This window comes from Streptomyces sp. NPDC047061 (assembly GCF_040643955.1).
Taxonomy (GTDB): Bacteria; Actinomycetota; Actinomycetes; order Streptomycetales; family Streptomycetaceae; genus Streptomyces.
Window position 1 is genome coordinate 1 of sequence record NZ_JBEYVI010000029.1, and the last position, 25,343, is coordinate 25,343.

The following is a 25,343-nucleotide window of genomic DNA, read 5'->3' on the forward strand; positions in this document are numbered from 1 at the left end:
CCCGAAGAAGCACGGCAACATCCCCCTGTAAGGAGAGCCGCTGTGACGATCAAGGTCATACGGGGCAACCCGACCCCGGAGGAGCTGGCCGCCGCACTCGCGGTGGTCCGAGCCCGCGGCGCAGCGGCAGCAGCCGTCCCTGAAACGCCCGAGCCGCTGAATCAATGGGCTGACAAGAGACGCACCATGCCGCCCGGCTCTCTCGCACAGCCGGGACCAACAACCTGGCGCATCTCCTGTTGGCCCCGTTGAACAAGCCAGCCCTGCCCAACTCTCCCGGAGTGAGTATGAACGTCCTCCAAGAAGACACGGAGCGATCCGGTACCGCCCCGGCTCCGTACACCCAGGCGGTCATCGCCAAGCGCGGACTCGACGAACCTCACCACCGCACCCAGGCAATCGTCGCCATCGTCATAGCCGAAGACGCCCCGAGCCAGGAACCGGGAGTTCACCCGAGTGCCCATCTGCCGGTAGTGGACGCGATGGTCAAACAGCAGAGACAACCGGCAGCGGGTGACCTCAGCGTCATCGTCGGAGGCATCATCCCGGCAGCCTGCGACGTCGGCGACGGCTCGGTACTGGAGTGGGCATGCTGACCAAGGTGCTCATCGCCAACCGTGGCGAAATCGCTGTCCGCGTGGCCCGGGCCTGCCGGGACGCTGGAATCGCGAGCGTGGCCGTCTATGCGGATCCGGACCGTGACGCTCTGCATGTCCGCGCCGCGGATGAGGCGTTCGCCCTGGGCGGTGACACCCCGGCGACCAGTTATCTGGACATCGACAAGGTCCTGAACGCGGCGCGTGAGGCGGGGGCGGACGCCGTCCACCCGGGCTACGGCTTCCTGTCGGAGAACGCCGAGTTCGCCCAGGCCGTCCTGGACGCGGGTCTGACCTGGATCGGCCCGCCGCCGCAGGCCATCCGTGATCTGGGTGACAAGGTGGCGGCCCGTCATATCGCCCAGCGTGCGGGTGCCCCGCTGGTGGCCGGCACCCCCGACCCGGTCTCCGGCGCCGACGAGGTCGTCGCGTTCGCCACCGAGCACGGCCTGCCGATCGCCATCAAGGCGGCCTTCGGCGGCGGCGGTCGCGGCCTGAAGGTCGCCCGCACCCTCGAAGAGGTCCCCGAGCTCTACGAGTCCGCGGTCCGTGAGGCGGTGGCCGCGTTCGGGCGTGGCGAGTGCTTCGTCGAGCGCTACCTCGACCGCCCCCGGCACGTGGAGACGCAGTGCCTGGCCGACAAGCACGGCAACGTGGTCGTCGTCTCCACCCGCGACTGCTCGCTGCAGCGCCGCCACCAGAAGCTCGTCGAGGAGGCGCCCGCGCCGTTCCTGTCCGAGGCGCAGGTGGACGAGCTGTACCGGGCCTCCAAGGCCATCCTCAAGGAGGCCGCCTACGAGGGTGCGGGCACGTGTGAGTTCCTGGTCGGGCAGGACGGCACGATCTCCTTCCTGGAGGTCAACACCCGCCTGCAGGTCGAGCACCCGGTGACCGAGGAGGTCGCGGGCATCGACCTGGTCCGCGAGATGTTCCGGATCGCCGACGGCGAGGAACTCGGCTACGACGACCCCGCCCTGCGCGGACACTCCTTCGAGTTCCGCATCAACGGCGAGGACCCCGGCCGCAACTTCCTGCCCGCCCCCGGCACCGTCACCCGCTTCGACGGCCCCTCGGGCCCCGGTGTCCGCCTGGACGCGGGCGTCGAAGCCGACAGCGTCATCGGCCCGGCCTGGGACTCCCTCCTGGCCAAGCTGATCGTGACCGGCCGCACCCGTGCCGAGGCCCTGCAGCGGGCCGCCCGTGCCCTGGACGAGTTCCAGGTCGAGGGCATGGCCACCGCCCTCCCCTTCCACCGTGTCGTCGTCCGCGACCCGGCGTTCGCGCCCGAGCTCACCGGCTCCGAGGACCCGTTCACGGTCCACACCCGGTGGATCGAGACCGAGTTCGTCAACGAGATCAAGCCCTTCGCCGCCCCGGCCGACGCCGAGGCCGAGGAGGACAACGGCCGTGAGACGGTCGTCGTCGAGGTCGGCGGCAAGCGTCTGGAGGTCTCCCTCCCCGCGTCCCTGGGCATGACCCTGGCCCGCACCGGTCTGGCCGCCGGCGCCAAGCCGAAGCGCCGGGCCGCCAAGAAGTCCGGCCCGGTCGCCTCCGGCGACACCCTCGCCTCGCCCATGCAGGGCACGATCGTCAAGGTCGCCGTCGAGGAAGGCCAGGAGGTCAAGGAAGGCGACCTGATCGTCGTACTCGAGGCGATGAAGATGGAACAGCCGCTCAACGCGCACAAGGCCGGCACCGTCAAGGGCCTCGCCGCCGAGGTCGGCGCGTCCCTCACGTCCGGCGCCGTGATCTGCGAGATCAAGGACTGAGTAGTCAGACAGGCACAGCCGAGGTGTGTTTCGACGGGGTAGAGCGGTTCGAAGCGTACCCGCTCATTCTCCGCTCCACGTAACGGCAACCGGTACGACTTGATCTGCTCAGCACCGCTCTGTGGCGGGAGGTGCACAACTACGAGGACTCCGTTAGGTCTGCCTTGATCCTGGCCTGGTCCTGCCGGGCAGGGGTCGGTGGCAGGTGGTGCAGATGTCGGCCCAGCACCTCAAGACGTCCTGGAGGGCGTCGAGGGTCTGGTAGTGAGTGAGCCCCCGCCCGGGGACTTTTGGGGCCAGCCATTGTTCGGCGTGGAAGGCATGGGCCGCGGTCACGTGGGTGACCGCGACCTGGCAGTTGGTGCGTCTGCCCGTGGCCCCGCAGTGCTGCGGGCCCATGGCGCCCGACATCATTCCGCCCTTGGGCACCGACACGTCGTCGAGCCCTCAGGCCGTCGGGGCGATGACCGGCAGCACGCGTTCGCGGATCCGGCGCTGCACCGGCACGGGATCCCAGGTGGATTGGTTCACGAACCGCTTGAGGTTCTGCTCGTTTTACTTCCTGCGCTCCACACATCCAACGTGCCCAGGAACAGGTTGAGTAATTGTCAATTCCTATGGACCAATTGCGTCGATTACCGCATGAGGGGTGGGACGTCCGCCGAGCTTCACGACCGTGGCGGCGATGCCACGACAGCGGAGCTTCGAGGTGTGGACCCGAAGCCCGCTGCTCCTTATGGCCGGGACGTGGTCGCGCTCACGAGCGCATGAGGCAGAACTCGTTCCCATCGGGATCCTGTATCGTGATCCAGTTCTCACGCTCGGCTTGCACCGTTGCCCCCAGCGCACACAGCCGCTTGGCCTCTGTGGCTGCATCGGTCGCGCCCAGGTCGCGACGAACCCGGTTCTTGACCCGTTTGCTCTCCGGTAGAAATCGAAGACGACGTCCTTGAGGGATGTCACAGGACTCCCTTCAAAACCCTGCGCCCTGTCGTGAGGGAACAGCGTCAGCGTGAGGAAGCTACTGATATCCCATCGCTTCCGAGCGTCGGCCCGGCTCCATTTTTCCGTCTACGGCTTCGAACCCTCTGCCCAGACCGACCGCTCCGTGGCAGCCTCATCCTCCGGCCGACGGTGAACTGCGGCAGCCAAGGGGTGTTGACGGTCCGAGCCCGTGCGACCTTCAGTTCAGGGCTTCGCGGCTGTCCTTGACGGTTACCACACCGCCCAGGACGGGGCTGTAGAGCGTTCCGTTGGGGCCGAGGCCGACGACCATGCCGATGTCGTTGTAGGTGCCGCCCGCTCCGACGCGCTTCTTCCACACCGTCCTGCCGGTTCGGAAGTCGATGGCCTCCGTGTACCAGACGTAGGTGCCTTGAGCGGACAGCTTGGGATCCTCGGCTGAACCGTAGACCAGACCGGCGGACGTGGACAGGGCGGGGACACCCCTCATCTGCACGGGGTTGTTCCACTTGGTCACGCATCGGCCGTCCGGAGTGACATCGACTCGCTGCATCCCGCCCGTCATGACGGAGTTGTCGTTCCACGAACCGTTGATGCCGGCACTGGGGAGGATCGTGGGCTGGTCGTAGGTGTTCTGAGCCACGAGACTCGCCACGCCGTGCGCGACGTAGCCGATCATGCCGTTGTCATTGCTGCTGCTGACGTTCTTGGCGCCCAGAGGCACACTGCACACCAGCTGTGACCCGCCGCCGTGGGCCGTCTTCTGGCGGTAGACAAGGATATTGGACTGCCGGTCGGCGTTGTCGGTGATCGCGACGTATCGACTCCCCAGCAGGGTGGGGGTACTGCCGGAGCCCCGACTCAGCCCGCCGGGCTTGGTCGCACTGCCGGAGTCGTAGTCCTGCTGCCACAGGATCCGCGGTGCCTTCCCGCCGCCGGGACCGAATGCGTACATGTGCCCCTCCGCGTTCGCATGGTCAGCGGCGCCCGCCGGGCCGGTCACGATGTACGCGGTGGTGTTCTTCACGGCGAAGCCGTTCTCCACCACCTGGTCCTTGAGATGAACGACGCGAGCCCTGCCGTCTTCGTCGATGTGGCCGACCGTGGTGGTGGTCGCGGTCTGCGCGCTGGCCCCGGTGACCGCGCCGGTGACGAACCAGATACCCCCGTCCGCGTCGAAGGCAGCGGAGTGCAGGTTCTCCGAGGGGCCCAGGACCCCCATGGAAGCCAGGTCGATGTCCCGCTTCAGGGTGATGACGGTCTTCTGCGCGGTGTCCGTGCGCTGCAGCACGTAGACATGCCCCTGCTTGCTGGTGGCCAGGATCGCCCCGTCGGCCCTCTGGTACATGTACCCGTTGAGCTTCTGGCCCTCGGGAGCCGTCCAGCTGGCCTGCACCGCCATCGTCGTCGGGTCCACCGCGGAGATCGCCTTGACCGAGACGTCCGACGCATTCAGCTGGATCGCGGTCACGCGCCCGTCCGGCATCGGGAAGGGCAGGATGGGCCCCCCGACGCCGGCCACGCTCGTGACCTGAAGGTCCTTGCCGAGGGGTGCCGGCCCGTCGTACGCCTTGGTGTTGCCGCTGTCACCGTGCACGCCCGTGACGTCAGGACGCATCACCGGCTTCGGCGGAAGCGGCTGCGCCGCAGCCGGGCTTCCGACGAAGTCCGCCCCCGCGGACGGGTCCTGCGTGTTCGCGATCGGGGGCGGTGGAGTAAGAGAGACCGGCGCCGCGAACGCGCCCCCTGTCGCCACTGCCGTGACCACCGCGGTGGTGAGAACGAGGAACGGGAGCCTGCGCGTCCCGACCGATCGGCTGTTCCCCGCCACATTGAACATGGGCATAACCAACCCCTTCACAGGAATGGAATCTGACCTTCCGGATCGATGAGAGCGGACAAACAGCCCGAGATCAACGGAAGTTGAAGCGATTCACGAAATTCACGACCACAGGATGAAGGGGGTTCCTACCACGGTTCTGTCTCCTGCCTCCGGCCTAGTGAAATCCGACCCTGCTCAGCTCATACCTCCCTGAGCGCCGCCGTTCACGGGAATCACCTGACCGGTGACATACTCCGACAGCGGAGAACACAGCCAGAAGATGGCGTCCGCGGCCTCACGAATGGTGCCCGTGCGACCGAGAGTGATTCCCGGCATCGCCTTGGAACCGTACATTTCCTCGTCGGTGACGACCCGGTCGGGATCAACCCGCATGCCCATACGTTCTGCCTGTTTCGCGGACATACCGACATTGATCGTACGCCCACCGGTCTGAATGACCTCATGGTCGGACTGGGGAAGAGCGAAGCGGGTCTGGATGATGCCGAAAGCGACGGCGTTGACGTTGACGTGGATGGAACCCCATTCCCTGGCGAGCGAACGCACCAGACCGAACATGCCGGCCTTGGCCGCGGCGTAGTTGGCCGCGCCGCCCAGTCCCCAGGAACCGGCCATGGAGGAGACCATCACCGTCTTGCGATGCCGGACCACTCCCGCCGAGGCGTCGGCCTTGGCCGCGGCACGGAAGACGGGCGCGCATGCCCGGGCGAGCCGGAAGGGGACGACCAGATGAATGTCCAGCATGGCCTGGAACTGTTCGTCCGTCATGTCGTGCACACGGCCGTCCCAGGCATAGCCCGCGTTGTTGACGACGATGTCCACGGAGCCCAGGTTTTCGTGGGTGAAGTTGACCAGGTCGTCGCATGCGCTCGGGGCGACGAGGTCGGCGATGAACGGCGTCGCGGTGCCGGCGCCGAAGGCCTCGTTGATCGACTTGGCCGCGGCTTCGGCCTTGACCTGGTCGACCTCAGCGATCACGACCCGGGCACCGTTGGCCGCCAGGGTCGTGGCAGTGGCGCCACCGATGCCTCGGGCGCCTCCGGTGACGATGGCCGCCTGCCCCGCCAGCAGGTCGGAGCGGAGAGTGGGTTCGATGATCATCGTCAGCGCCCCTTCCACTGCGCGGGCCGCTTCTCGGCGAAGGCACGCAGTCCCTCGTGCATGTCCTCCGAGCCGAGCACGGTGTTCACGTACTCCATCTGGTTCGACCAGGCCTCGTCGTCGGTCCACTCGTACGCGTGCTGGACGATCTGCTTGCCGGCCAGCACGGCCAGCGGTCCGGCGCGGACGATGTCGTGCGCGAGTTCAAGAGCACCCGCAAGTGCCTGGCCGGGTTCGGTCAGCCTGTTCACCAGCCCGAGTTCGGCGAAGCGGGTGGCCGGCCAGGCATTGCCGGTGAGGACCAGTTCCATGGCCAGGTGGTAGGGGATCCGCTGGGGCAGCCTGAAGCAGCCGCCGCCCATGGCCACGAGCGACCTCGCGGCCTCGGGAAGGCCCATGGTGGCGGTGCGGGAGGAGACGACCAGGTCGCACGCCAGGCACAGCTCCAGCCCTCCGGCGAGGGCATGGCCCTCGACGGCCGCGATGATCGGCTTGCGCGGCGGCTGCCCCATGATCCCGAATCCACCGCGACGCTTGGCCCCCGCCATGTCACCGGAGGCGGCGGCGATGAGGTCCTGCCCGGACGAGAACACGGTGTCCGATCCGGTGATGATCGCGCAGCGGAGCTGGTCGTCCGCCTCGTAGTCGTCGATCACCGCTTCCAGGGCGTGCGCGGTGGCGCCGTCGAAGGCGTTGCGCCGGTGCGGCCGGTGCATCCGGATGATCAGGATGTGATCATCCCGCCGTTCCGTGAGGATGGCGTCGGCCCCGCTGGGCTGTTCGACGCGGTCACTGGTTGACACTGAAGCCTCCGTTGACGGGATAGGTCTGCCCGGTGATCCAGCTGCCGGCCCGGGAGGCCAGGTAGGTCACCATGCCCGCGGCATCGCTGGGCTCGCCGACACGGCGGATGATGTACGCGCCGAGCACCTTGCGGGACAGCTCGGGGTTCTCCACCGCTTGGGCCACGGCAGGGGTGTTCGTGAACCCGATGGCCACACAGTTCGCCGTGATCTGATGCCGTCCGAGGCTGCGGGCGAGCGAGCGCATCAGGCCGGCCGCGCCCGCCTTCGCCGCGGAGTAGGCCTCCATACCCGCTTCACCGACCCTGCCGGCATCGCTGATGACGGTGATGAGGCGTCCGTGCCGGCTCTCGACCATCGCGGGCACGACGGCACGGCTGCAGTTCAGTACCCCGTTGAGGTTCACCGCCAGGAACGGTTCCCAGTCCGCCGGGTCGCTCTCCCAGAACGGCCGGCCGTCGGGCACGCTGGTCCCGGCACCGGCGTTGCCGGCGTTGTTGACCAGAACGGACACCGGCCCGAGGCGCTCCGCCACCTCGCCCACCATGGCCTGCACCGCGGCGAAGTCCGTGACATCGGCCTGGAACGCGAGAGCGGATCCGCCTTCGGCCCGGATCTTCGCGGCGACCTCCTCCGCGCGTTCGAGGCGGAAGTCGTTCACGGCCACGGCGGCTCCCTGCGCCGACAGGTAGCGGGCGACCGTCGCGCCGACGCCCTGCCCCGCTCCTGTCACCAGAGCCACCTCCCCCCGCAGGTCGAGCAGTTCCTGGAGTGACGCCGCCTGGTGCGGGACATCCGACGTTGCCGCGGTCGAATCAGACATTCCTTGCGCGTCCCTTCCAATGCGGAGCTCGCAGCTCCCTCTTGAGGATCTTGCCCATGGGGCTGACGGGCAGCTCGTCGATGAAGGCGAACTTGCGCGGCTTCTTGTACGAGGCGAGCTGGCCGTCGAGGAACTCCACCAGTTCCTCCTCGGTGACCACGGCCGACGGCTTGGTGACGACGTAGGCCATGGGCTGTTCACCGAAGTCGTCCTGGGGCACGCCGATCACCGCGATGTCGGCCACGGCGGGATGCTGGAGCAGCACCTTTTCGATCTCGGCCGGATAGATGTTGACACCACCCGCGACGATCATGTCCTTGATGCGGTCGGTGACGTACAGGAAGCCGTCCTCGTCGAGGTGCCCCACGTCGCCGGTACGGAAGTAGCCGTCCTTGAGCACGTGCTCTTCCAGGACGTCGTCGCCGAGGTAGTGGTCGATCACGACGGGACTGCTGATCGCGATCTCCCCGGTCTCCCCCGCGGGAAGCCGGTTCCAGTCCTCGTCGACGATGGCGATCTCAACCCCTTCGTAGGGGAGGCCGCTGGTTCCGGGCTTGGTCAGCTGGTATTCGGGAGGCGTGAACGAGATCATCCCGACCTCGCTGGCACCGTACTGCTCCCACAGGAGGTCGTCGCCGAGCCGGCCGATGATCCACTCCTTGAGCGAGTGCGGCACGGGAGCGGCACCGGTGGTGAGGGCGGTGAGGGAGGAGAGGTCGTACCGGTCCAGGACCGCCTCGGGCAGGCTCTTGATGCGCAGCAGCATGGTCGGGACCGCCACCCACACCTGGACCTTGTGCCGGTCGATGAGTCGCAGCGCGTCCTCGGCGTCGTACGGATCCAGTACGACGACTGTGCCTCCGACCGCGCAGGTGATCGTCGCGGAGAGGTTGCCGGCTCCGTGGTGGACAGGCAGCGTCATCAGCGTGACGGCATGACCGGGGTAGGGCGGAACGCCGGCCACCGTGGCGCCGTAACGGGCGAGGCGGTCCGCGTGCCTCGCGTCCGTCGGCTCGGTCGGAGGCACGCCGCGGGGCGCGCCGGTGGTTCCCGACGTGTAGAGAACCAGGGAAGGTTGAAGCGGGCCGAAGCGGTGTTCCACGACCGGGGTGGTCACCAGGTCGTCGTACCGCGCGCCAGGGCCGCCTGCCGCCTGCCCCACGGTGACCAGGAAGCCCACGTCGGATGTGCCCCACCCAGTGGGATCCTCGTCGTTGCAGGCCAGCCCCTTGGCCCCGCTGTCGCGGACGATGTACATCGCCTCTTCGGGGGTCAGTCTCCAGTTCACCGCGACCTGGGCGACGCCGAGCTTCTGCAGGGCCCGCTGTATCACGAACCACTCGATGCCCAGACGGAACCGCATTCCCAGACGGTCACCCTGGCGCAGTCCCAGCGCGGCCAGTCCCTCGGCCACTCGATCGGCGCGTTCGTTCCATTCGCCGTAGGTCATGACCGCGTCACCGCAGATCACCGCCGGCTTGTCCGGCTGCACCCCAGCCCAGTACTCCGTTGTTCCGTGCTCGGGATCCATCTGGTGCCCCTCTCTCAGTACCGTCAGGAATTGCTCTCTGGACCACTTCTCGGTAAGGGGGGCGCGCCCTGTGACAGGCGGGTCCGCGTCCGGCTCGCACGGAGCGGAGCCTCGCCCCGGGAGTGGACAGCAGACTTCTTCAGCCGCAGGAGTCGGCGGTCGCAGCGCCCTGGCGGGGAAACCGGCGTCGCTCATCGCGATAAGCGGTTGTGACTCCTGCGCTCCCCCGGCCTGGCATGTTCCAGCAGGCCTTGACCGTTTCCTGAGCCTTGTGGGCCACGCGCCCAGCAGGCGCGAACCGGAGCCGAGGGCCCGACCTGCCGAGCCGACTCCGACCGGGCGAAAGCTGCTCTGGTGGGAGTTCGATCAGCAGTGCTGGACGACATGACCTCACCGTACTAACTTGCTGTCCGGTTAACAAGTATGTTCGCCAAAGGAGACGTGCCCATGAAGATTCCTGACCAATCGACCCTTTATGACGGGGTCGAGGACCGTCCCACGCTGCACGGCAATGCATGCAGCGCGTGCGGACGCGTCTACTTCCCTCCGCTCGCGATCGGGTGCGAGAAATGCGGTGCGCCGGAGACGGACCTGCGCCCCGAGTCCATCGCGGCCAGCGGCACGGTCTACTCCCTCGCCCAGATCCACCTGCACCGGGGGAAGGCTCCGGTTCCGTTCACCATCGCCGAGATCCAGCTCGACGCCGGCCCGCTCATCCGCGCGACCCTCGCCCCCGCCGCGGATCACGTACGGATCGGCGACAGGGTGTCGGCCGAGTGGGCCGTGGTCCGGACCGAGGACAACGGTGACGAACTGGTCGAGCCCGTCTTCACCGCTTCTCCCGCAGCGGCCGTCACCACGAACGGAGCCCCTTCATGAGGACCCCCCTTGCGCAGCTTCGCCCGGTCCATGTGGTCGGGGTGGGCCTGCACCCGTACCAGCGTCCCAGCAGCACGCCCTACACCCGGCTCGGCGTTCATTCCGTGCGGGCGGCCCTGGCGGACGCCGGGCTGCGCTGGAGCGACGTGGAGAGCGCCTACACCGGCACCGCGGTCACGAGCATGGCCCTGTCGCGCCTGATGTACCGCCACCTCGGGGCGAGCGGCATCCCCATGGTCCAGGTGGAGAACGCCTCCGCCTCGGGCTCCTCGGCGTTCCGTCAGGCGTGCATGGAGGTGGCCGCGGGGCTGTGCGACGTGGCCATCGCCGTGGGCGTGGACAAGCCGTTGAACGTCACGGATCCCCAGCGTGCCGCGGGGCTCCAGAGCCTCGTGGGCGACCGGGTCGCGCCGCCGACGCACTTCGCCCTGCTGGCTGCCCGTTACATGCACGACCACGGGGTCACGCCCGAGCAGCTCGCCGCCGTCGCGGTCAAGAACAGCCGCAACGGCGCCCTCAACCCCAACGCCCAGCGCCGCGGGCCCCGCACGATCGAGGAGGTTCTCGCCCCGCCTCAGATCAGTGGGACGCTCACCCAACTGCAGTGCTGCCCGGTCGGTGAGGGTGCGGCTGCCGTCATCGTCGCCTCCGACGACGCCATTGCCCGTCTCGGTCTCGACCGGACACGAGCGGTGCGGGTCCTCTCCTCGGCCGCGCGTTCGGAGACTGTGTACGACCTCGAGAACTTCGACGCGGCCCTCACCCGCGAGACGACCGAGCAGGCGTTGACGGAGGCAGGTGTCGAGGCGACCGACCTCGATGTCGTGGAGCTCCACGACGCCTTCGCCATCGAGGAGTTGCTCTACGTCGAGGCCATGGGCCTGTGCAAGCCGGGTCGGGCGGCCGCCGCCCTTGAGGACGGCGAATTCGAGATCGGAGGCCGTGTCGCCGTCAGTCCTTCGGGCGGGCTGCTGTCCATGGGGCATCCCGTCGGCCCCACGGGCGTGGGCCAGGTCGCGGAGGTCACGGTCCAGCTTCGGGGTGAGGCCGGGGAACGGCAGCACGCCGGGGCGCGCGTCGGGCTGACCCACATGGTGGGCCTCGGCGCCGTCTGCGTGGTCCACGTGCTGCGCAAGGACTGAGAGACCGAAGAAGCCTGGCACCGCCGGACGTGGCTGCAGCGCGCCGCACGGGGGCTGTGCCACGTCCGCGCGTGCGCCGTCCCACTCGCGGAGCGTTGCCAGTGCGTGTCCGCGGTGCCGCACCCCGACGACGGCCCCTACGTTCCTGTCACCAGAAACCGCCACGACTCAGAACGAAGGACAGGCTATTTCATGACCGACCCCACCCTCTTCCAGCGCGATGGATCCGTATTGCGGGTCATATGGAACCGGCCCGACCGCTTGAACTCGCTCACCACGGAGACGCTGACCCGCACCGCCGAGGCGATCGAGGAGGCCGGCAAGGACGAGAGCATCCGGGTCGTGGTGCTCCTCGGCGCGGGGCGCGCGTTCAGCGCCGGTGCCGACCTCGCCGGTGACGGGCCCGACACCGGCACGATCGATGCGGCCGGCCGCCTGACCCTGGCCCTTCGGCACATACCGAAACCCGTGCTGGCAGCGGTCAACGGCCCCGCGGTCGGCGTCGGCTGCTCGCTGGCGCTGGCCGCCGACCTTGTCGTCGCCCGCGAGTCGGCCTACTTCCTGTTGGCGTTCGCGCACGTCGGACTCATGCCGGACGGCGGCGCGAGCGCGCTGGTGCCGGCGGCGATCGGCCGGGCCCGCGCCGGCCGTATGACCATGCTCGCCGAACGTGTACCCGCGCCGCTCGCCGCGGAATGGGGGCTGATCAGCCACGTCGTACCCGACGACGACTTCGAGACCGAGGTCAAGCGCCTGGTGACTCAGCTGGCCGAGGGTCCGACGGCGGCGTTCGCCGCAACGAAGCGAGCCCTCGACGCCCACTCCCTGGCACAGCTGGAGAACGCCCTCGCCCTTGAACGCGAGGGCCAGTCCCGGTTGTTCGCCACCGCAGATTTCACCGAAGGTCTCGCCGCCTTCCGCGAGAAACGCCGCCCGGACTTCCACGGAAAGTAGCCCGCCCCCTTCGTACGGGGGAGGTCCAGCAGCTGACCGTTGACGCTAAGGAACTCGGCTGCCGGATCACAGACGAAGACTTCTGTCATGGCGGCCGGGGCTCTGGGCCGTGCAGATCACCGCCGGGTCCTCTCGGCCTTGCCCTGCGGAACCGGATCGGGCACCGGCTGTCTCCCCACGACGCCGAGGCCGCGGCGACCGGCCGGCCCCGAGCCCCCTCATGCCGGTCGCCGCGCCCGTGATGCCACACCACTCGGCCGCCGCATCGGTGCCCCGACGCGGGTCACAGGGCGGTGAAGGTCCACAGCAGGTTGGTGCTGGTGTCGTACGTCCACTGCTTGGTGACGGAGCCGGAGGCGACGCTGCCGCCGCCGTCGAGGACCAGGCCGGTGGTGCGGTTGGCGATCGAGTAGCGGCCGTCGCCGCGGTGAGTGATCATCCACTGCTGGTTGTTGCCGCCGTTCCAGGCCGCCTGCCGGGCGGCGGAGCCGTTGGCGGTGGCGCCCCATCCGTCGGCGACCATGCCGTTGGTGCGGTTGACCAGCTTGTGGTAGCCGTTCCCGACGGCGACCGCCTGCCACTGGAGGTTGGTGCTGCCGTCCCAGCTCCACTGCTTGAGGTTGGAGCCGGAGGCGACGTTGCCGCCGCTGTCCAGGACGAGACCGTCGGTGACATTGGTGATCCGGAGGTACGTGGCCGGGTTGAACTGCACCTTCAGCGAGGTGACCTTGTCGTTGTTGCCGGTGACCCGCAGGTCGGGGTTGTCCGCGGTGAAGGTCCAGGAGGTGCCGGTGAAGGAGTCACCGGAGTAGCCGATGACCTGGTAGCCGGGGGCGAGCCGCAGCGAGGACAGCGTCAGGGGACCCAGTCCGGCCGCGGTCAGGTCGATCGCGGTGTACTCGCCGAGAGGGAGCACGGCGGCCGTGCCCGCGTAGCTGACGTCCTGGTAGCCGACGGCGCCGCCCAGCGGGCGCAGGCCGGGGATGCTCCCGGAGAAGGTGAGCTTCAGGACGTAGGCGCCGGCGGTGAAGGGCGCCGAGGACGGCAGCGTCACCGTCAGGCCGGTGGAGTTCTGCGTCGGCGCGGCCAGGCTGATGTAGCTGCCGGCGGTCGAGTCGAGCAGCTTCACCGAGGTGAGCGAGGAGACGTCGATCCGGTCCGAGCTGAGCGTCTTGATCGTCAGTGAACTGCCGGGCCAGCCTAGGACCGTGGCGTACAGGACGCTGTTCGCCTTGTTGCGGGTGAAGCGGATGTCCTGCGCGGTACCGGCCTGCGGGGCGGTGAACGCGCCGCCGCCCATCTTGGTCGGGCCCTCGCCGTACGCCGTCCACGCCCGGGTCGAGTACACCGACTCCCCGAAGCGCTGCAGGTAGTCGCCGATGCCGAGCAGGATGTCCTTCTGCGCCTGCGGGATCGTACCGTCGGCCATCGGCGCGATGTTGAGCAGCAGGTTCCCGTTCTTGCTGACCCGGTCCAGGAACGAGTGCAGCATCTGCTGGGTGCTGTAGTAGCCGATGCCCTGGGTGTAGCACCAGCTGGAGCTGGAGATGCTGTCGTCGGTCAGCCAGTACGGGGCGGTGAGGTCGGCCGGGCCGCCCCGCTCGAAGTCGAAGACCTCACCCTTGGCGTCGAGACCGTCCTTGAAGGTGGCGACGACCTCCTTGCCCCAGCTGTTGGCCTGGTTGTAGTAGTACGACAGGAAGTTCAGCCTCTGGGTCTCGTCGACGGAGTCCAGCTTGAAGTCCTGCCAGAGGATGTCCGGCTGGGCCAGGTCGATCACTTCCTTGAGCTTGTCGTACCAGAGCTGGTTCTCCTGCGCGGTGGTCAGCTGGCCGTAGAGCTTCTTGAGGCTGCTGTCGGTCTGGGCCGGCGCGTACTCGTAGTAGCCGTTGAAGTTGTACGCGTGGTGCATGGCCACCAGCAGTTTGAGGCCCTTGGCGCGGATGGCCGTCGAGAACAGCTGGAGCAGGTTGAGCTTGGGCCCCTTGGCGACCGAGTTCCACTCGTTGACCTGGCTGTCCCACATCGAGAAGCCGTCGTGGTGCTCGGCGACCGGTCCCGCGTACCTCGCGCCCGCGTCGGCGAACAGCTGGGCCCACTCGTCCGGGTCGAAGTTGCCCCCGGCCGACTTCAGCTTCGGGGCGAACTGGACCGTGTTGCCCGCCAGGTCCTGCGCTCCGTTGATGAAGTTGTGGAACGGCCACGCCGAGGGCTGGCCGTAGGTGGCGATGTGGTGCTTGTTGGCGTTGCTGCCGCTCGCGTACATGTTGCGCGGATACCACTCGCTGTCGTACGCGGGGACGCTGAAGACGCCCCAGTGGAAGTAGATGCCGAACTTGGCGTCTTGGAACCACTCGGGGGCGGGCGGGTGCTGGTCCACAGAAGTCCAGTCGGGTGTGTAGGTGCTGGGCGCGGCCTGCGCGACGTCGGCACCGAACATGCCTCCGGCGACGGCGGTCGCGGCGACGAAGGTGGCACCGGCCAGGAACCGGCGTCTGTTGATCGAATTCGGCATGGGACATCCCTGGTACGGAGGAGGGCCGGCTGAGGAGGGCGGGGAGGAGCGGCCGGCGCGGATCATGAGGTCCGGGACGCCGGTTGTCACGGACGAAGGTCGGCCATGTGTCCCCCGGATGTCAACGCCCGTGCAGGGATGAAAAGCCTAACGAGAGTGGGCATTTCACGGCTTTTATGTTGTTTTGTTGGTTTTGGATACCTCCAGACATCGCATGTCTTCTGACGCCGCACGGTCTCCATCGATCACGGACTGGCGACGATTAATGGGATGTATTTAGGCCTCCAGGCATCACTCCCTCCTCCCTGCGGCCCCAAATGAGCTGCGATTTTTCGGAGATGTCCGCAAGGGCTAGACAAGGACCTTGAGGGCGCCCTATACATACATCCCATCAATCCAAACGCGACACACAGCTGTCGCGCCGGTGAAACCTCTCCCGCTCCGGGACCAGCGCGAGGAAGTACCGATGAGACTCAGAACCGCCCTCTGCTCCACCGCCGCCCTGTCCGCACTGGCGCTGCTCAGCGCGTGCGGCAGCGGATCCGGCACCTCGGCGTCGTCGAGCGACAAGCCGCTGGTCGGCGTCGACTACCCGCGTTCCGACACCGACTTCTGGAACTCGTACATCAAGTACACGCCGGAGTACGCCAAGCAGCTCGGCGTCTCCCTGAAGACGACGAACTCGCAGAACGACGTCGCCAAGCTGACCGCCAACGTCCAGACGTTCATCAGCCAGGGTGTGAAGGGCATAGCGATGGCACCGCAGGACACCGCCGCCATCGCGCCGACGCTGGCGCAGCTGGAGGCGAAGAAGATCCCGGTCGTCACCGTCGACACCCGCCCCGACAGCGGCAAGGTCTTCATGGTGGTCCGCGCCGACAACCGCGCCTACGGCGAGAAGGCGTGCCAGTACCTGGGCACCCAACTGGGCGGCAAGGGCAAGGTCGTGATGCTGGAGGGCGGCCTGGACTCCATCAACGGCCGTGACCGCACGGAGGCGTTCAACGACTGCATCAAGAAGAACTACCCCGGCATCACGGTCTTCGGTGAGGCCACCAACTGGGACGGCGCCGTCGCCGCGCAGAAGCTGCAGACGGACCTCACCGCCCACCCGGACATCAAGGGCGTCTACATGGAGTCCAGTTTCGCCCTCGCCGGCACGCTCCAGGTACTCAAGCAGAAGGGGCTGCTGGTGGATCCGAAGAACAAGAAGCACGTCTTCGTGGTCTCCAACGACGGCATCCCCGAGGAGCTCAAGGACATCGCCGCCGGGCAGATCGACGCCACCGTGTCCCAGCCGGCCGACCAGTATGCCAAGTACGCCCTGTACTACCTGAAGGCCGCGATCGACGGAAAGACCTTCAAGCCCGGCAAGACCGACCACGACAGCACGATCATCCAGGTCCGCGCCGGTCTGCTGGAGGACCAGCTCTCCGCCCCGCTCGTCACCGCCGACGGCGGCACCTACGGCGGCGTGACCAGCGTCAAGAGCGACGACACGTCCCTGTGGGGCAACAACCTCTGAACGCCCCGTCAGAACCCCGGCGGCTATCGAGCACAAGGCGGTTGAGATGAGTGACGGGGAGCGAGCAGTCAGCCCCGCGCCCGCCCCGGCGGACGGCGGACGGGTCCCGGCGGACCCGCCCGTCGTCGAGGCGACGGGCATAGTCAAACGATTCGGTCCGACGGTGGCCCTGAACGGCGCCCGGATCACCATCAGGTCCGGCGAGACCCATGCTCTCGTCGGCCGCAACGGCGCCGGCAAGTCCACCCTGGTGTCCGTTCTGACCGGGCTTCAGGCCCCGGACGAGGGAACGGTCACCTTCGGCGGCGCCCCGGCACCCCGGCTCACGGACCGCGACGCCTGGCGCCGCAACGTGGCCTGCGTGTACCAGAAGTCGACGATCATCCCCACCCTGACCGTCGCGGAGAACCTCTTCCTGAACCGGCAGCAGCACGGCCGGAACAGGCTGATCAGCTGGCAGAGCGTGCGCCACGGCGCACAGGACCTGCTGTCGACCTGGTCGGTGGACGTCGACCCGCAGACGCCCGCCGCCGAACTCAGCGTCGAGCAGCGGCAGTTCGTCGAAATCGCCCGCGCGCTGTCCTTCGGCGCCCGGTTCATCATCCTCGACGAACCCACCGCCCAGCTGGACGGACCCGCGATCAGCCGGCTCTTCGACCGCATCCGCGACCTGCAACGCCAGGGCGTCACCTTCCTGTTCATCAGCCACCACCTCCAGGAGATCTACGAGATCTGCGACATGGTGACGGTGTTCCGGGACGCCCGGCACATCCTGACGGCGCCGGTCGCCGAACTTCCCCGTACCGAACTGGTCGCGGCAATGACCGGCGAGGCGGCCGCCGACCGGCACGAGGAGCGCGCGAGCACCCTGGACGCCGGAGTCACGGCAGCCCTGAGTGTCCGGGGGCTGGGCGCGGACACCTACGACGACGTCACCTTCCGGATCGGCGCAGGTGAGATCGTCGGTCTCGCGGGCGCCGCCGGCAGCGGCCGTACCGAAGTCGCCGAGACCGTGGTGGGACTGCGGGCCGCGGACGGCGGAGAGGTGGAGATCGCCGGGAACCGGCCGCGGCCGGGCAGTGTGCCCGCCGCGCTGGCGGCCGGTGCCGGGTTCGTCCCCCAGGACCGCCACCACCAGGGTTACGTGCCTGACATGTCGATCGCGGACAACGCCACGCTGTCCGTGCCCCACCGGCTCGGCGGGAACGGGTTCCTCAACCGGGCCCGGCGGGATCGGCTCGCCGAGGGCATGATCGAGAACCTGGCCATCAAGACACCCGGGCCCGAACTGCCCGTCTCCGCCCTCTCCGGCGGCAACCAGCAGAAGGTCGTGATGGCCCGTGCCCTGGCCGACGACCCCCGGCTGCTGGTCCTGATCAACCCGACCGCGGGCGTGGACGTGCGCTCCAAGGAGTTCCTCCTCGGCAAGGTCGAGGAGACCGCGGCAACCGGGACCGGAGTGCTCATCGCCTCCGACGAACTCGACGACCTGCGCATGTGCGACCGGATCCTGGTGATGTTCCAGGGCCGGGTGACGACAGAGATCGCCCGCGGCTGGCACGACCACGACCTCGTCGCCGCGATGGAAGGAGTGGACCTCCATGCCTGAAACCGTCCTCGCGGGCACCGCCGCCCCCGACACCGCCGAGCCGCCGGTCAGGCGCACGGCACTGCTCGGCGGCCGGATACCGCTGGCCCGGCTGCGCGACCTCGCCCTGGTGCCGGCGATCATCGTCATCGCGATCGTCGGCCAGATCGTCAACCCGGTCTTCCTGCAGGCCGACAACCTCATCAACGTCCTGCAGACCATGTCCGAGATGGCGCTGCTGGTCCTCGCCCAGACGATGATCCTGATCGTCAAGAAGATGGACCTGTCGCTGGAGTCCACCATGGGCCTGGCACCCGGCGTCGCCGCCTGGCTGGTGGTGCCGACCGGCGCCGGGCACGGGCTCGGGCTGCTCCCCGGCGCCTGGTCGATTCCCGTCACACTCGCCGTCGGCGCGCTCATCGGCGTGATCAACTCCCTGCTGATCATCCGCTTCGGGCTCAACGGCTTCATCGTCACCCTCGGCATGCTGATCGTGCTGCGCGGTGTCCTGACGGGAATCTCCGGCGGCCAGACCTTCTTCCAACTGCCGGAGTCGATGCTGTACCTGGGCACCGCCGAATGGTTCGGCATGCCGGCCTCCATCTGGATCTGCCTGGCGCTGTTCGCCGTCGCCATCGTCGTCCTGGGCTGGACCAGCTTCGGGCGCTCGCTGTACGCGATCGGCGGCAACGTCGACGCGTCGAAGGCCGCCGGCATCCGCACCGACCGGGTGCTGTGGATCGTCATCGTCACCGGCAGCGTGCTCGCCGCCCTCGCCGGACTGCTGCTGTCCGGACGCCTGGCCTCCGTCGCCTCGGCGCAGGGCAACGGCTACATCTTCACCGTCATGGCCGCCGCCGTCATCGGCGGGATCAGCCTCAACGGCGGCAAGGGCACCATGTTCGGCGCGTTCAGCGGCATCCTGCTGCTGTACATGATCCAGAACGTCCTCACGCTGGGCGGCGTCCCCGCCCAGTGGATCGGCGCCCTCAACGGCCTGATCATCCTGGTCGCACTGACCATCTCACGCATCACAGGCGGCAAGGTCCAGGAGTGATCCGGGGCGGCCCCGGTGGCCGCCCGGGATCCCCCACGCTCCCCGTCTCTCGTCCCAGGGGCCCTAATCCCCCCTGCACTCACAGGAGTTGTCGCCATGTCATCTGGCCTGTCCACAGCCACCGCCCGTATCACCGCCCTGGACGTTCTGGACGTGCGGTTCCCGACGTCCGAGCACCTGGACGGGTCGGACGCGATGAACCCCGAACCCGACTACTCGGCCGCCTATGTGGTCCTGCGCACCGACGCCGGCGACGGCCTGGAGGGCCACGCCCTGGCCTTCACCACCGGCCGCGGCAACGACGCCCAGGCCGCCGCCATCGCCACACTCGCCCCGCACGTGGTGGGCCGGTCCGTCGCGGAGGTCTGCGGTGACCTCGGCGCATTCTCCCGCTCCTTGGTCCACGACCCCCAACTCCGTTGGCTGGGACCGGAGAAGGGCGCCATCCACATGGCGACCGGTGCCGTCGTCAACGCCGCCTGGGACCTCGCGGCCAAGCGCGCCGGCAGACCCGTCTGGCGCTTCCTCGCGGAGATGACTCCCGAGGAACTGGTCGCCCAGGTCGACTTCCGCTGGCTCAGCGACGCCCTCACCCCCGAGGAGGCGCTGGAGATCCTGCGCCGCGCCGAGCCGGGCCGCGAGAAGCGCATCGGCCATCTGCTGGACCACGGATACCCCGCCTACACCACCACGCCCGGCTGGCTCGGCTACTCCGACGAGAAGCTGGCCCGCCTGGCCCGCGAGGCCGTCGCCGACGGCTTCACCCAGATCAAGCTCAAGGTCGGCGCGTCCCTGGAGGACGACATACGCCGGATGCGCACCGCCCGCGAGACCGTCGGCCCCGACATCCGGATCGCCGTGGACGCCAACCAGCGCTGGGACGTACAGCCCGCCATCGACTGGATGCGCGCCCTGGCTCCCTACGATCCCTACTGGATCGAGGAACCCACCTCCCCCGACGACATCCTCGGCCACGCGGCCGTCCGCAAGGCGGTCAGCCCCATCAAGGTCGCCACCGGGGAGCACATCGCCAACCGGGTCGTCTTCAAGCAGCTCCTCCAGGCCGGTGCGGTGGACATCGTGCAGATCGACTCGGCGCGCGTCGGGGGCGTCAACGAGAACATCGCGATCCTGCTGCTCGCCGCGAAGTTCGGCGTCCCGGTCTGCCCGCACGCCGGCGGGGTCGGGCTGTGCGAGATGGTCCAGCACCTGTCGATGTTCGACTACGCCGCCGTGTCCGGGACGACCGAGGACCGGGTCATCGAGTACGTCGACCACCTGCACGAGCACTTCGTCGACCCGGTGCGCATCGTCGAGGGCCACTACCTGGCGCCCACCCTGCCCGGCCTGAGCGCGCAGATGCACCCCGAGTCGCTGAAGGAGTACACCTACCCCGACGGTCCGGTCTGGTCGGCCCGTGTCTGACCCACTGCCCCTGGTCGACGCCCACCACCACGTGTGGAACCTCGACCACCGCCCCCAGTCGTGGCTGCACGAGCCCGGTCACGAGCCGATCCGCCGCACCTTCGGCGTCGACGACCTGCGCGCCTCCGCGACCCGTGCCCTCGCGGGACGGCGGCCGGCGCGCACGGTCCTCGTCCAGTGCGTGACCTCGCTGGACGAGACACGGGAGTTCCTCGCGCTGGCGGACACCGACCCGCTCATCGGCGCCGTCGTCGGCTGGGCGGACCTGACCTCCCCGGCGATCGGCGACGTACTCGACGAGCTACGCGCCGGCCCCGGGGGCGGGTGGCTGCGGGCCGTACGACACCTGGTGCAGGCCGAGCCGGACTCCGGGTGGCTGCAACGGCCGTCCGTGGAGCGGGGGCTGCGGGCGGTGGCGGAGCGCGGACTCGGGTACGACGTACTGATCCGCGACCACCAGTTCGACCAGGCCGTCGGGCTCGCCGAACGCGTCCCCGAGCTCCCGCTCGTCCTCGACCACGCGGGCAAGCCACCCATCGCGAAAGGCGAACTCGCCGACTGGGAGAGGGACGTGCGGCGACTCGCAGGCCACCCGCAGGTGCGGTGCAAGGTGTCGGGTCTGGTCACCGAGGCCGACCACCAACGGTGGACGATCGACGACATCCGCCACGTGTGGGACGTCCTGCTGACCGCGTTCGGCCCCGACCGGCTGATGTTCGGCTCGGACTGGCCGGTCTGCGTCCTCGCCGGCGGCTGGAACCGCTGGGCCGCCACCGTCGAGGAACTCCTCGCCGACTGCTCCCCGGCCGAGACCTCGGCGGTCCTCGCCGACACCGCCACCGGCTTCTACCGCCTCGCCCTTCCCGAGAGGACGGAGACGACCTCGTGCTCCTGACCGAACTGCTCCACCCCGCAATGCTCGCCTCGCTGGCCGGGGCCGGCCATGGCGCGCGGATCCTGCTCGCCGACGGCCACTACCCCGCGAGCACCGCCACCGGCGAGCGCGCCACAACCGTCCACCTCAACCTCGCCCCCGGCCTGCTCGACGTCACCACCGTCCTCGACGTGCTGCTGCGGGCCGTACCCGTCGAGTCCGCCCATGTGATGGTGCCGCCCGAGGGCGAACCGGAACCTGCGGCCATCGCGGAGTACCGCGCCCGGCTGGCACCCGTCCCGGTCTCCACACTCGGCCGCTTCGAGTTCTACGACGCCGCCCGCTCCCCCGACCTGGCGCTGACGATCGTCACCGCCGACACCCGCACCTACGCCAACCTGCTCCTCACCATCGGCGTCCGCGCTGAAGGGACCCTGACATGACACTCGCCGTGCGCTACCTCGCCGCGCGCTCCCTGGACACCGCCACCACCGAGAACCCGCCCCCCGGTCCCGGCGAGGTGGAGCTGGCCCCCGCCTACGTGGGGATCTGCGGCACCGACCTGCACATCTTCCACGGCGACATGGACGCCAGGGTCGCGGCGCCCGCCGTGATCGGGCACGAGATGTCAGGCCGGGTCGTCCGCGTCGGTCCGGACGTCGCGGGCTGGGCGCCCGGGGACGCGGTCACCGTGATGCCGCTGCGCTGGGACGACGTGTGCCCGGCCTGCCGCGCCGGCCACCGGCACATCTGCCAGCACCTCGACTTCATCGGCATCGACTCCCCGGGCGCCATGCAGCAACGCTGGACCGTGCCCGCCGCCACCCTGATCCGGCTGCCCGACTCCCTCCCGCTGGACCGCGCCGCGCTCGTCGAGCCCACTGCCGTCGCCGTGCACGACGTCGGCCGGGCCGCGGTCCGCGAGGGTGAGCGGGTCGTGGTGGTCGGCGGCGGGCCCGTCGGCATCCTGATCGCTTTGGTCGCCCGCGCCGCCGGGGCGGACGTACGCGTCGCGGAGCTCAGTGCCCACCGGCGGGCACTGGCCGAGGAGCTGGGGCTGGCCGCCTGGGATCCCGCCGGCGACGACGTGGCCGAACGGGTCCGGGAGTGGACCGGCGACGCGGGCGCGGACGTGGCGTTCGAGGTCTCCGGCGCGGCGGGCGGGGTGAACACCGCGGTCGAGGTTCTGGGCGTACGCGGCCGACTGTGCCTGGTCGCCATCCACCCCCGGCCCCGCGAGGTGAACCTGCACCGGTTCTTCTGGCGCGAACTCACCCTGGTGGGCGCCCGGTTGTACGACCGCTCCGACTTCGAGAAGGCGGTGGCACTGGTCGCCGACGGCACCGTTCCGGCCGAGCGGCTCATCAGCAGGATCGTGCCCCTCACCGAGGCGCCCGCCGCCTTCGAGGCGCTGGAGGCCGGCGGTGACGTGATGAAGATCCTCGTGGACTGCACCGCCGACGCCCGGGGAGCCGCCGTATGACCGCCTTCGACCTGACCGGACGGCTCGCCGTCGTCACCGGTGCCCGGCGCGGCATCGGCAGGGCCATGGCCCGGGCGCTCGCCGAGGCCGGGGCGGACGTCATCGGCGTGAGCGCGGCGCTGGAGGAGTCCGGCAGCGACGTGGAGAAGGACGTCGTCGCGGCGGGTCGGGGCTTCGAGGCGATCCGCGCCGACTTCGCCGACCCCGGCGCCGTACGGGAGCTGGGCACGAACCTCGCGACGCGCGAACGGCCGGTGGACATCCTGGTCAACAACGCGGGCACGATCCGCCGCGCACCCGCCGCCGAACACCCCGACGCCGACTGGGAGTCGGTGCTGCAGGTCAATCTCACCGCGCAGTTCGTCCTGACGCGGGCGGTGGGCGCCGCGATGGTGGCCAGGGGGCAGGGGAAGATCATCTTCACGGCGTCGCTGCTCAGCTTCCAGGGCGGCATCAACGTCCCCGGCTACACCGCGGCCAAGCACGGAATCGCCGGCCTGACCAAGGCGCTCGCCAACGAATGGGCCCCGCACGGCGTCAACGTCAACGCCCTCGCTCCCGGCTACATCGCCACCGACAACACTCAGGCCCTCCAGGACGATCCGGCCCGCAGCCGGGCCATCCTCGACCGCATCCCGGCCGCACGCTGGGGCAGGGCCGACGACCTCGCCGGCGCCACCGTGTTCCTCGCCTCGGACGCCGCCGCCTACGTCCACGGCACCGTCCTGCCCGTCGACGGCGGATGGATGGGCCGATGAGCGGCACCATCGCCTCCGTCCTGGCCGGCGCCCGCCTGGTGCCGGTGCTGACCGTCCCGGACATCGCCACCGCCGCCCCGCTGGCCGACGCGCTCTCGGCGGGCGGCGCCCGGTGCGCCGAGGTCACCTTCCGCACCTCCGGCGCCGAACAGGTGCTCAAGACGATGGCGGCCCACGGCGGACTCGCCGTCGGCGCCGGCACGGTGCTCAGCGCCGAACAGGCGGAGCGGGCCGTGGCGGCCGGCGCCCGCTTCGTCGTCTCCCCCGGTTTCGACGAGCAGGTCGTCATGAAATGCCGGGAACTGGGAGTTCCCGTCGTACCCGGCATCGCCACCGCCACCGAACTGATGCGCGCCTTGCGGGCCGGCCTCGACACCGTGAAAATCTTCCCCGCCGAGCCCCTCGGCGGCATCCGGACCCTGCGGGCGCTCGCGGCGCCCTTCCCGGGCGTGCGCTTCGTGCCGACCGGCGGGATCAGCGCGCCGCGGCTGACCGAGTACCTCGCCGAACCCGCCGTCCTCGCCGTCGGAGGCAGCTGGATGGCCACCGCCTCCCATCTCGGGCGCGGCGACTTCGAGGCGGTCCAGCGGCTGACCGCGGAGGCCGTGGAGAGGAGCACGAGGTGACCGACGTGGTGGCCCTCGGCGAGGTGATGCTCCGCCTCGACCCGGGCGAAGGACGGATCCGCACCACGCGCTCTTTCCAGGTCTGGGAGGGCGGCGGTGAGTACAACGTCGTACGAGGGCTGCGCCGCTGCTTCGGGCTGCGCACGGCCGTCGTGACCGCCCTCGCGGACAACGCCGTGGGCCGCCTGGTCGAGGACCTGATCCTGCAGGGCGGCGTGGACACCTCGTTCATCCGCTGGGTACCGGACGACGGCGTCGGCCGAACCGCCCGTAACGGCCTCAACTTCGTCGAGCGGGGCTACGGCATCCGTGGCGCGCTCGGCGTCAGCGACCGCGCGCACACCGCCGTCTCCCGACTGCGCGAGGGGGACGTCGACTGGGACGAGGTCTTCGCGGGCGGGGTGCGCTGGTTCCATACCGGCGGTGTCTTCGCCGGTCTGTCGGACACCACCGTGGATGTCGCGGACGAGGCCATGGCGGCGGCGCGCCGCCACGGCGTCACCGTCTCGTACGATCCGAACTACCGCCCGAGCCTGTGGTCCGGCCGGGGCGGTGCGGATCGGGCCCGCGAGGCCGATCTGCGGCTCGCCCGGCATGCCGACGTGGTGGTGGGCGCCCTGGGCCTGGCCGGGCCCCGCCCGGGTGAGCTGCGGATACCGTCCGGCGAGGTGCCGGACGCGTTGACCGCCGTGGCGGAGCGGCTTCCGAAGGCCAGGGTGCTGGCGACGACCCTGCGTGAGGTTCCCTCCGCGGGCGTCAACGACTGGTCCTCGGCCGCCTGGTCCGCCGAGACCGGCTTCGTCGCCGGCCCCCGGATGCCCGCTCTGCAGGTCCTCGACCGCATCGGCTCCGGCGACGGTTTCGCCGCGGGCCTGATCCACGGCCTGCTGACCGAAGTGGACACCTGGTCAAGCCCGCTGACTACCGCCCGGCTGGCACGGGCCCTGGCCTACGGCACCGCCCACGGCGCCCTCACCATGACCACCCCCGGTGACGTCTCCATGGCGTCGCTCACCGAGGTGGAGGCGCTCATGTCCGGCGCCTCGGTCGCCGTCAGACGATGACCGACCGCACCACGCACATCGCACGGG

Annotated in this window: 23 protein-coding genes and 1 pseudogene; 16 read left to right on the forward strand and 8 right to left on the reverse strand. The window is 69.4% G+C overall.

What is annotated here, in order from left to right:
• Window positions 1–42: 42 nt before the first annotated feature.
• From ABZ887_RS33170 to ABZ887_RS33180, 3 genes are read left to right on the forward strand one after another with little or no spacing between them, the layout of a single operon-like run.
• A complete protein-coding gene (locus ABZ887_RS33170) occupies window positions 43–252 on the forward strand; it encodes an acyl-CoA carboxylase epsilon subunit (protein WP_361297503.1) in 210 nt (69 codons plus the stop codon).
• Window positions 253–287: 35 nt separating this feature from the next.
• Complete coding sequence (locus tag ABZ887_RS33175; RefSeq protein ID WP_361297505.1) at window positions 288–596, forward strand: hypothetical protein; 309 nt, start codon at window positions 288–290, stop codon at window positions 594–596.
• Complete coding sequence (locus ABZ887_RS33180; protein ID WP_361297899.1) at window positions 593–2,365, forward strand: biotin carboxylase N-terminal domain-containing protein; 1,773 nt, start codon at window positions 593–595, stop codon at window positions 2,363–2,365. The genes ABZ887_RS33175 and ABZ887_RS33180 overlap by 4 nt, the downstream gene beginning before the upstream one ends.
• A 339-nt stretch (window positions 2,366–2,704) precedes the next feature.
• On the opposite strand, the pseudogene ABZ887_RS33185 reads toward ABZ887_RS33180, so the two are convergent.
• The 7 genes and pseudogenes from ABZ887_RS33185 to ABZ887_RS33215 all read right to left on the reverse strand — a co-directional run.
• Window positions 2,705–2,920 (reverse strand): annotated as a pseudogene (locus ABZ887_RS33185) (transposase); the annotation flags it as partial.
• A gap of 202 nt (window positions 2,921–3,122) precedes the next feature.
• Window positions 3,123–3,323 (reverse strand): VOC family protein, encoded by a 201-nt coding sequence (locus tag ABZ887_RS33190; RefSeq protein ID WP_361297902.1) that lies wholly within the window; start codon window positions 3,321–3,323, stop codon window positions 3,123–3,125.
• Between the two features lie 225 nt (window positions 3,324–3,548).
• On the reverse strand, window positions 3,549–4,946 hold the full coding sequence (locus ABZ887_RS33195) for a hypothetical protein (protein WP_361297509.1): 1,398 nt from the start codon (window positions 4,944–4,946) through the stop codon (window positions 3,549–3,551).
• A gap of 399 nt (window positions 4,947–5,345) precedes the next feature.
• Window positions 5,346–6,269, reverse strand: coding sequence for an SDR family oxidoreductase (locus ABZ887_RS33200; RefSeq protein WP_361297512.1), 924 nt, complete (start codon window positions 6,267–6,269; stop codon window positions 5,346–5,348).
• A 2-nt stretch (window positions 6,270–6,271) separates the two neighbouring features.
• A complete protein-coding gene (locus ABZ887_RS33205) occupies window positions 6,272–7,072 on the reverse strand; it encodes a crotonase/enoyl-CoA hydratase family protein (protein WP_361297515.1) in 801 nt (266 codons plus the stop codon).
• Complete coding sequence (locus ABZ887_RS33210) at window positions 7,059–7,895, reverse strand: SDR family oxidoreductase (RefSeq protein WP_361297518.1); 837 nt, start codon at window positions 7,893–7,895, stop codon at window positions 7,059–7,061. Before ABZ887_RS33210 ends, ABZ887_RS33205 begins: the two co-directional genes overlap by 14 nt.
• The gene (locus ABZ887_RS33215; protein ID WP_361297521.1) at window positions 7,888–9,426 is read right to left on the reverse strand and encodes an AMP-binding protein; all 1,539 of its coding nucleotides are present in this window, start codon (window positions 9,424–9,426) and stop codon (window positions 7,888–7,890) included. The genes ABZ887_RS33210 and ABZ887_RS33215 overlap by 8 nt, the downstream gene beginning before the upstream one ends.
• Window positions 9,427–9,873: 447 nt before the next feature.
• On the opposite strand from ABZ887_RS33215, the gene ABZ887_RS33220 reads away from it, so the two are divergent.
• The 3 genes from ABZ887_RS33220 (at window position 9,874) to ABZ887_RS33230 (ending at window position 12,401) form a co-directional block, all read left to right on the forward strand.
• Window positions 9,874–10,305 (forward strand): OB-fold domain-containing protein, encoded by a 432-nt coding sequence (locus tag ABZ887_RS33220; RefSeq protein ID WP_361297524.1) that lies wholly within the window; start codon window positions 9,874–9,876, stop codon window positions 10,303–10,305.
• A complete protein-coding gene (locus ABZ887_RS33225) occupies window positions 10,302–11,447 on the forward strand; it encodes a thiolase family protein (RefSeq protein WP_361297527.1) in 1,146 nt (381 codons plus the stop codon). Before ABZ887_RS33220 ends, ABZ887_RS33225 begins: the two co-directional genes overlap by 4 nt.
• A 192-nt stretch (window positions 11,448–11,639) precedes the next feature.
• The gene (locus tag ABZ887_RS33230) at window positions 11,640–12,401 is read left to right on the forward strand and encodes an enoyl-CoA hydratase (RefSeq protein WP_361297530.1); all 762 of its coding nucleotides are present in this window, start codon (window positions 11,640–11,642) and stop codon (window positions 12,399–12,401) included.
• 283 nt (window positions 12,402–12,684) lie between these two features.
• On the opposite strand, the gene ABZ887_RS33235 is transcribed toward ABZ887_RS33230, so the two are convergent.
• Complete coding sequence (locus ABZ887_RS33235) at window positions 12,685–14,916, reverse strand: alpha-L-fucosidase (RefSeq protein WP_361297533.1); 2,232 nt, start codon at window positions 14,914–14,916, stop codon at window positions 12,685–12,687.
• A gap of 466 nt (window positions 14,917–15,382) precedes the next feature.
• On the opposite strand from ABZ887_RS33235, the gene ABZ887_RS33240 reads away from it, so the two are divergent.
• The 10 genes from ABZ887_RS33240 (at window position 15,383) to ABZ887_RS33285 (ending at window position 25,316) form a co-directional block, all read left to right on the forward strand.
• Window positions 15,383–16,441: a sugar ABC transporter substrate-binding protein gene (locus ABZ887_RS33240; protein WP_361297536.1), complete on the forward strand. Its 1,059-nt coding sequence runs from the start codon at window positions 15,383–15,385 to the stop codon at window positions 16,439–16,441.
• Window positions 16,442–16,487: 46 nt separating this feature from the next.
• On the forward strand, window positions 16,488–18,050 hold the full coding sequence (locus ABZ887_RS33245; protein WP_361297539.1) for a sugar ABC transporter ATP-binding protein: 1,563 nt from the start codon (window positions 16,488–16,490) through the stop codon (window positions 18,048–18,050).
• Entirely contained in the window at window positions 18,043–19,086 is a 1,044-nt protein-coding gene (locus ABZ887_RS33250; protein ID WP_361297542.1) for an ABC transporter permease, read from the forward strand. The genes ABZ887_RS33245 and ABZ887_RS33250 overlap by 8 nt, the downstream gene beginning before the upstream one ends.
• 96 nt (window positions 19,087–19,182) lie before the next feature.
• Window positions 19,183–20,511: an L-fuconate dehydratase gene (locus ABZ887_RS33255; RefSeq protein ID WP_361297545.1), complete on the forward strand. Its 1,329-nt coding sequence runs from the start codon at window positions 19,183–19,185 to the stop codon at window positions 20,509–20,511.
• Window positions 20,504–21,406, forward strand: coding sequence for an amidohydrolase family protein (locus ABZ887_RS33260; protein WP_361297548.1), 903 nt, complete (start codon window positions 20,504–20,506; stop codon window positions 21,404–21,406). The genes ABZ887_RS33255 and ABZ887_RS33260 overlap by 8 nt, the downstream gene beginning before the upstream one ends.
• Window positions 21,397–21,828, forward strand: coding sequence for an RbsD/FucU domain-containing protein (locus ABZ887_RS33265; protein WP_361297551.1), 432 nt, complete (start codon window positions 21,397–21,399; stop codon window positions 21,826–21,828). The genes ABZ887_RS33260 and ABZ887_RS33265 overlap by 10 nt, the downstream gene beginning before the upstream one ends.
• Complete coding sequence (locus tag ABZ887_RS33270) at window positions 21,825–22,868, forward strand: alcohol dehydrogenase catalytic domain-containing protein (RefSeq protein ID WP_361297554.1); 1,044 nt, start codon at window positions 21,825–21,827, stop codon at window positions 22,866–22,868. The genes ABZ887_RS33265 and ABZ887_RS33270 overlap by 4 nt, the downstream gene beginning before the upstream one ends.
• On the forward strand, window positions 22,865–23,626 hold the full coding sequence (locus tag ABZ887_RS33275) for an SDR family NAD(P)-dependent oxidoreductase (protein WP_361297557.1): 762 nt from the start codon (window positions 22,865–22,867) through the stop codon (window positions 23,624–23,626). The genes ABZ887_RS33270 and ABZ887_RS33275 overlap by 4 nt, the downstream gene beginning before the upstream one ends.
• Window positions 23,623–24,252: a bifunctional 4-hydroxy-2-oxoglutarate aldolase/2-dehydro-3-deoxy-phosphogluconate aldolase gene (gene eda, locus ABZ887_RS33280; RefSeq protein WP_361297560.1), complete on the forward strand. Its 630-nt coding sequence runs from the start codon at window positions 23,623–23,625 to the stop codon at window positions 24,250–24,252. Before ABZ887_RS33275 ends, eda begins: the two co-directional genes overlap by 4 nt.
• Window positions 24,249–25,316, forward strand: a complete 1,068-nt coding sequence (locus ABZ887_RS33285; RefSeq protein ID WP_361297563.1) for a sugar kinase — start codon at window positions 24,249–24,251, stop codon at window positions 25,314–25,316. The genes eda and ABZ887_RS33285 overlap by 4 nt, the downstream gene beginning before the upstream one ends.
• Window positions 25,317–25,343: the final 27 nt, after the last annotated feature.

What these genes read in the sequence shown, in the direction of transcription:
- ABZ887_RS33175 (WP_361297505.1), top strand. Translation starts at nt 288, where the DNA reads ATGAACGTCCTCCAAGAAGACACGGAGCGATCCGGTACCGCCCCGGCT.
- ABZ887_RS33275 (WP_361297557.1), top strand. Translation starts at nt 22,865, where the DNA reads ATGACCGCCTTCGACCTGACCGGACGGCTCGCCGTCGTCACCGGTGCC.
- ABZ887_RS33255 (WP_361297545.1), top strand. Translation starts at nt 19,183, where the DNA reads ATGTCATCTGGCCTGTCCACAGCCACCGCCCGTATCACCGCCCTGGAC.
- ABZ887_RS33220 (WP_361297524.1), top strand. Translation starts at nt 9,874, where the DNA reads ATGAAGATTCCTGACCAATCGACCCTTTATGACGGGGTCGAGGACCGT.
- ABZ887_RS33270 (WP_361297554.1), top strand. Translation starts at nt 21,825, where the DNA reads ATGACACTCGCCGTGCGCTACCTCGCCGCGCGCTCCCTGGACACCGCC.
- ABZ887_RS33235 (WP_361297533.1), bottom strand. Translation starts at nt 14,916, where the DNA reads ATGCCGAATTCGATCAACAGACGCCGGTTCCTGGCCGGTGCCACCTTC.
- ABZ887_RS33225 (WP_361297527.1), top strand. Translation starts at nt 10,302, where the DNA reads ATGAGGACCCCCCTTGCGCAGCTTCGCCCGGTCCATGTGGTCGGGGTG.
- ABZ887_RS33195 (WP_361297509.1), bottom strand. Translation starts at nt 4,946, where the DNA reads ATGCGTCCTGACGTCACGGGCGTGCACGGTGACAGCGGCAACACCAAG.
- ABZ887_RS33245 (WP_361297539.1), top strand. Translation starts at nt 16,488, where the DNA reads ATGAGTGACGGGGAGCGAGCAGTCAGCCCCGCGCCCGCCCCGGCGGAC.
- ABZ887_RS33200 (WP_361297512.1), bottom strand. Translation starts at nt 6,269, where the DNA reads ATGATCATCGAACCCACTCTCCGCTCCGACCTGCTGGCGGGGCAGGCG.
- ABZ887_RS33250 (WP_361297542.1), top strand. Translation starts at nt 18,043, where the DNA reads ATGCCTGAAACCGTCCTCGCGGGCACCGCCGCCCCCGACACCGCCGAG.
- ABZ887_RS33240 (WP_361297536.1), top strand. Translation starts at nt 15,383, where the DNA reads ATGAGACTCAGAACCGCCCTCTGCTCCACCGCCGCCCTGTCCGCACTG.
- ABZ887_RS33230 (WP_361297530.1), top strand. Translation starts at nt 11,640, where the DNA reads ATGACCGACCCCACCCTCTTCCAGCGCGATGGATCCGTATTGCGGGTC.
- ABZ887_RS33215 (WP_361297521.1), bottom strand. Translation starts at nt 9,426, where the DNA reads ATGGATCCCGAGCACGGAACAACGGAGTACTGGGCTGGGGTGCAGCCG.
- ABZ887_RS33210 (WP_361297518.1), bottom strand. Translation starts at nt 7,895, where the DNA reads ATGTCTGATTCGACCGCGGCAACGTCGGATGTCCCGCACCAGGCGGCG.
- eda (WP_361297560.1), top strand. Translation starts at nt 23,623, where the DNA reads ATGAGCGGCACCATCGCCTCCGTCCTGGCCGGCGCCCGCCTGGTGCCG.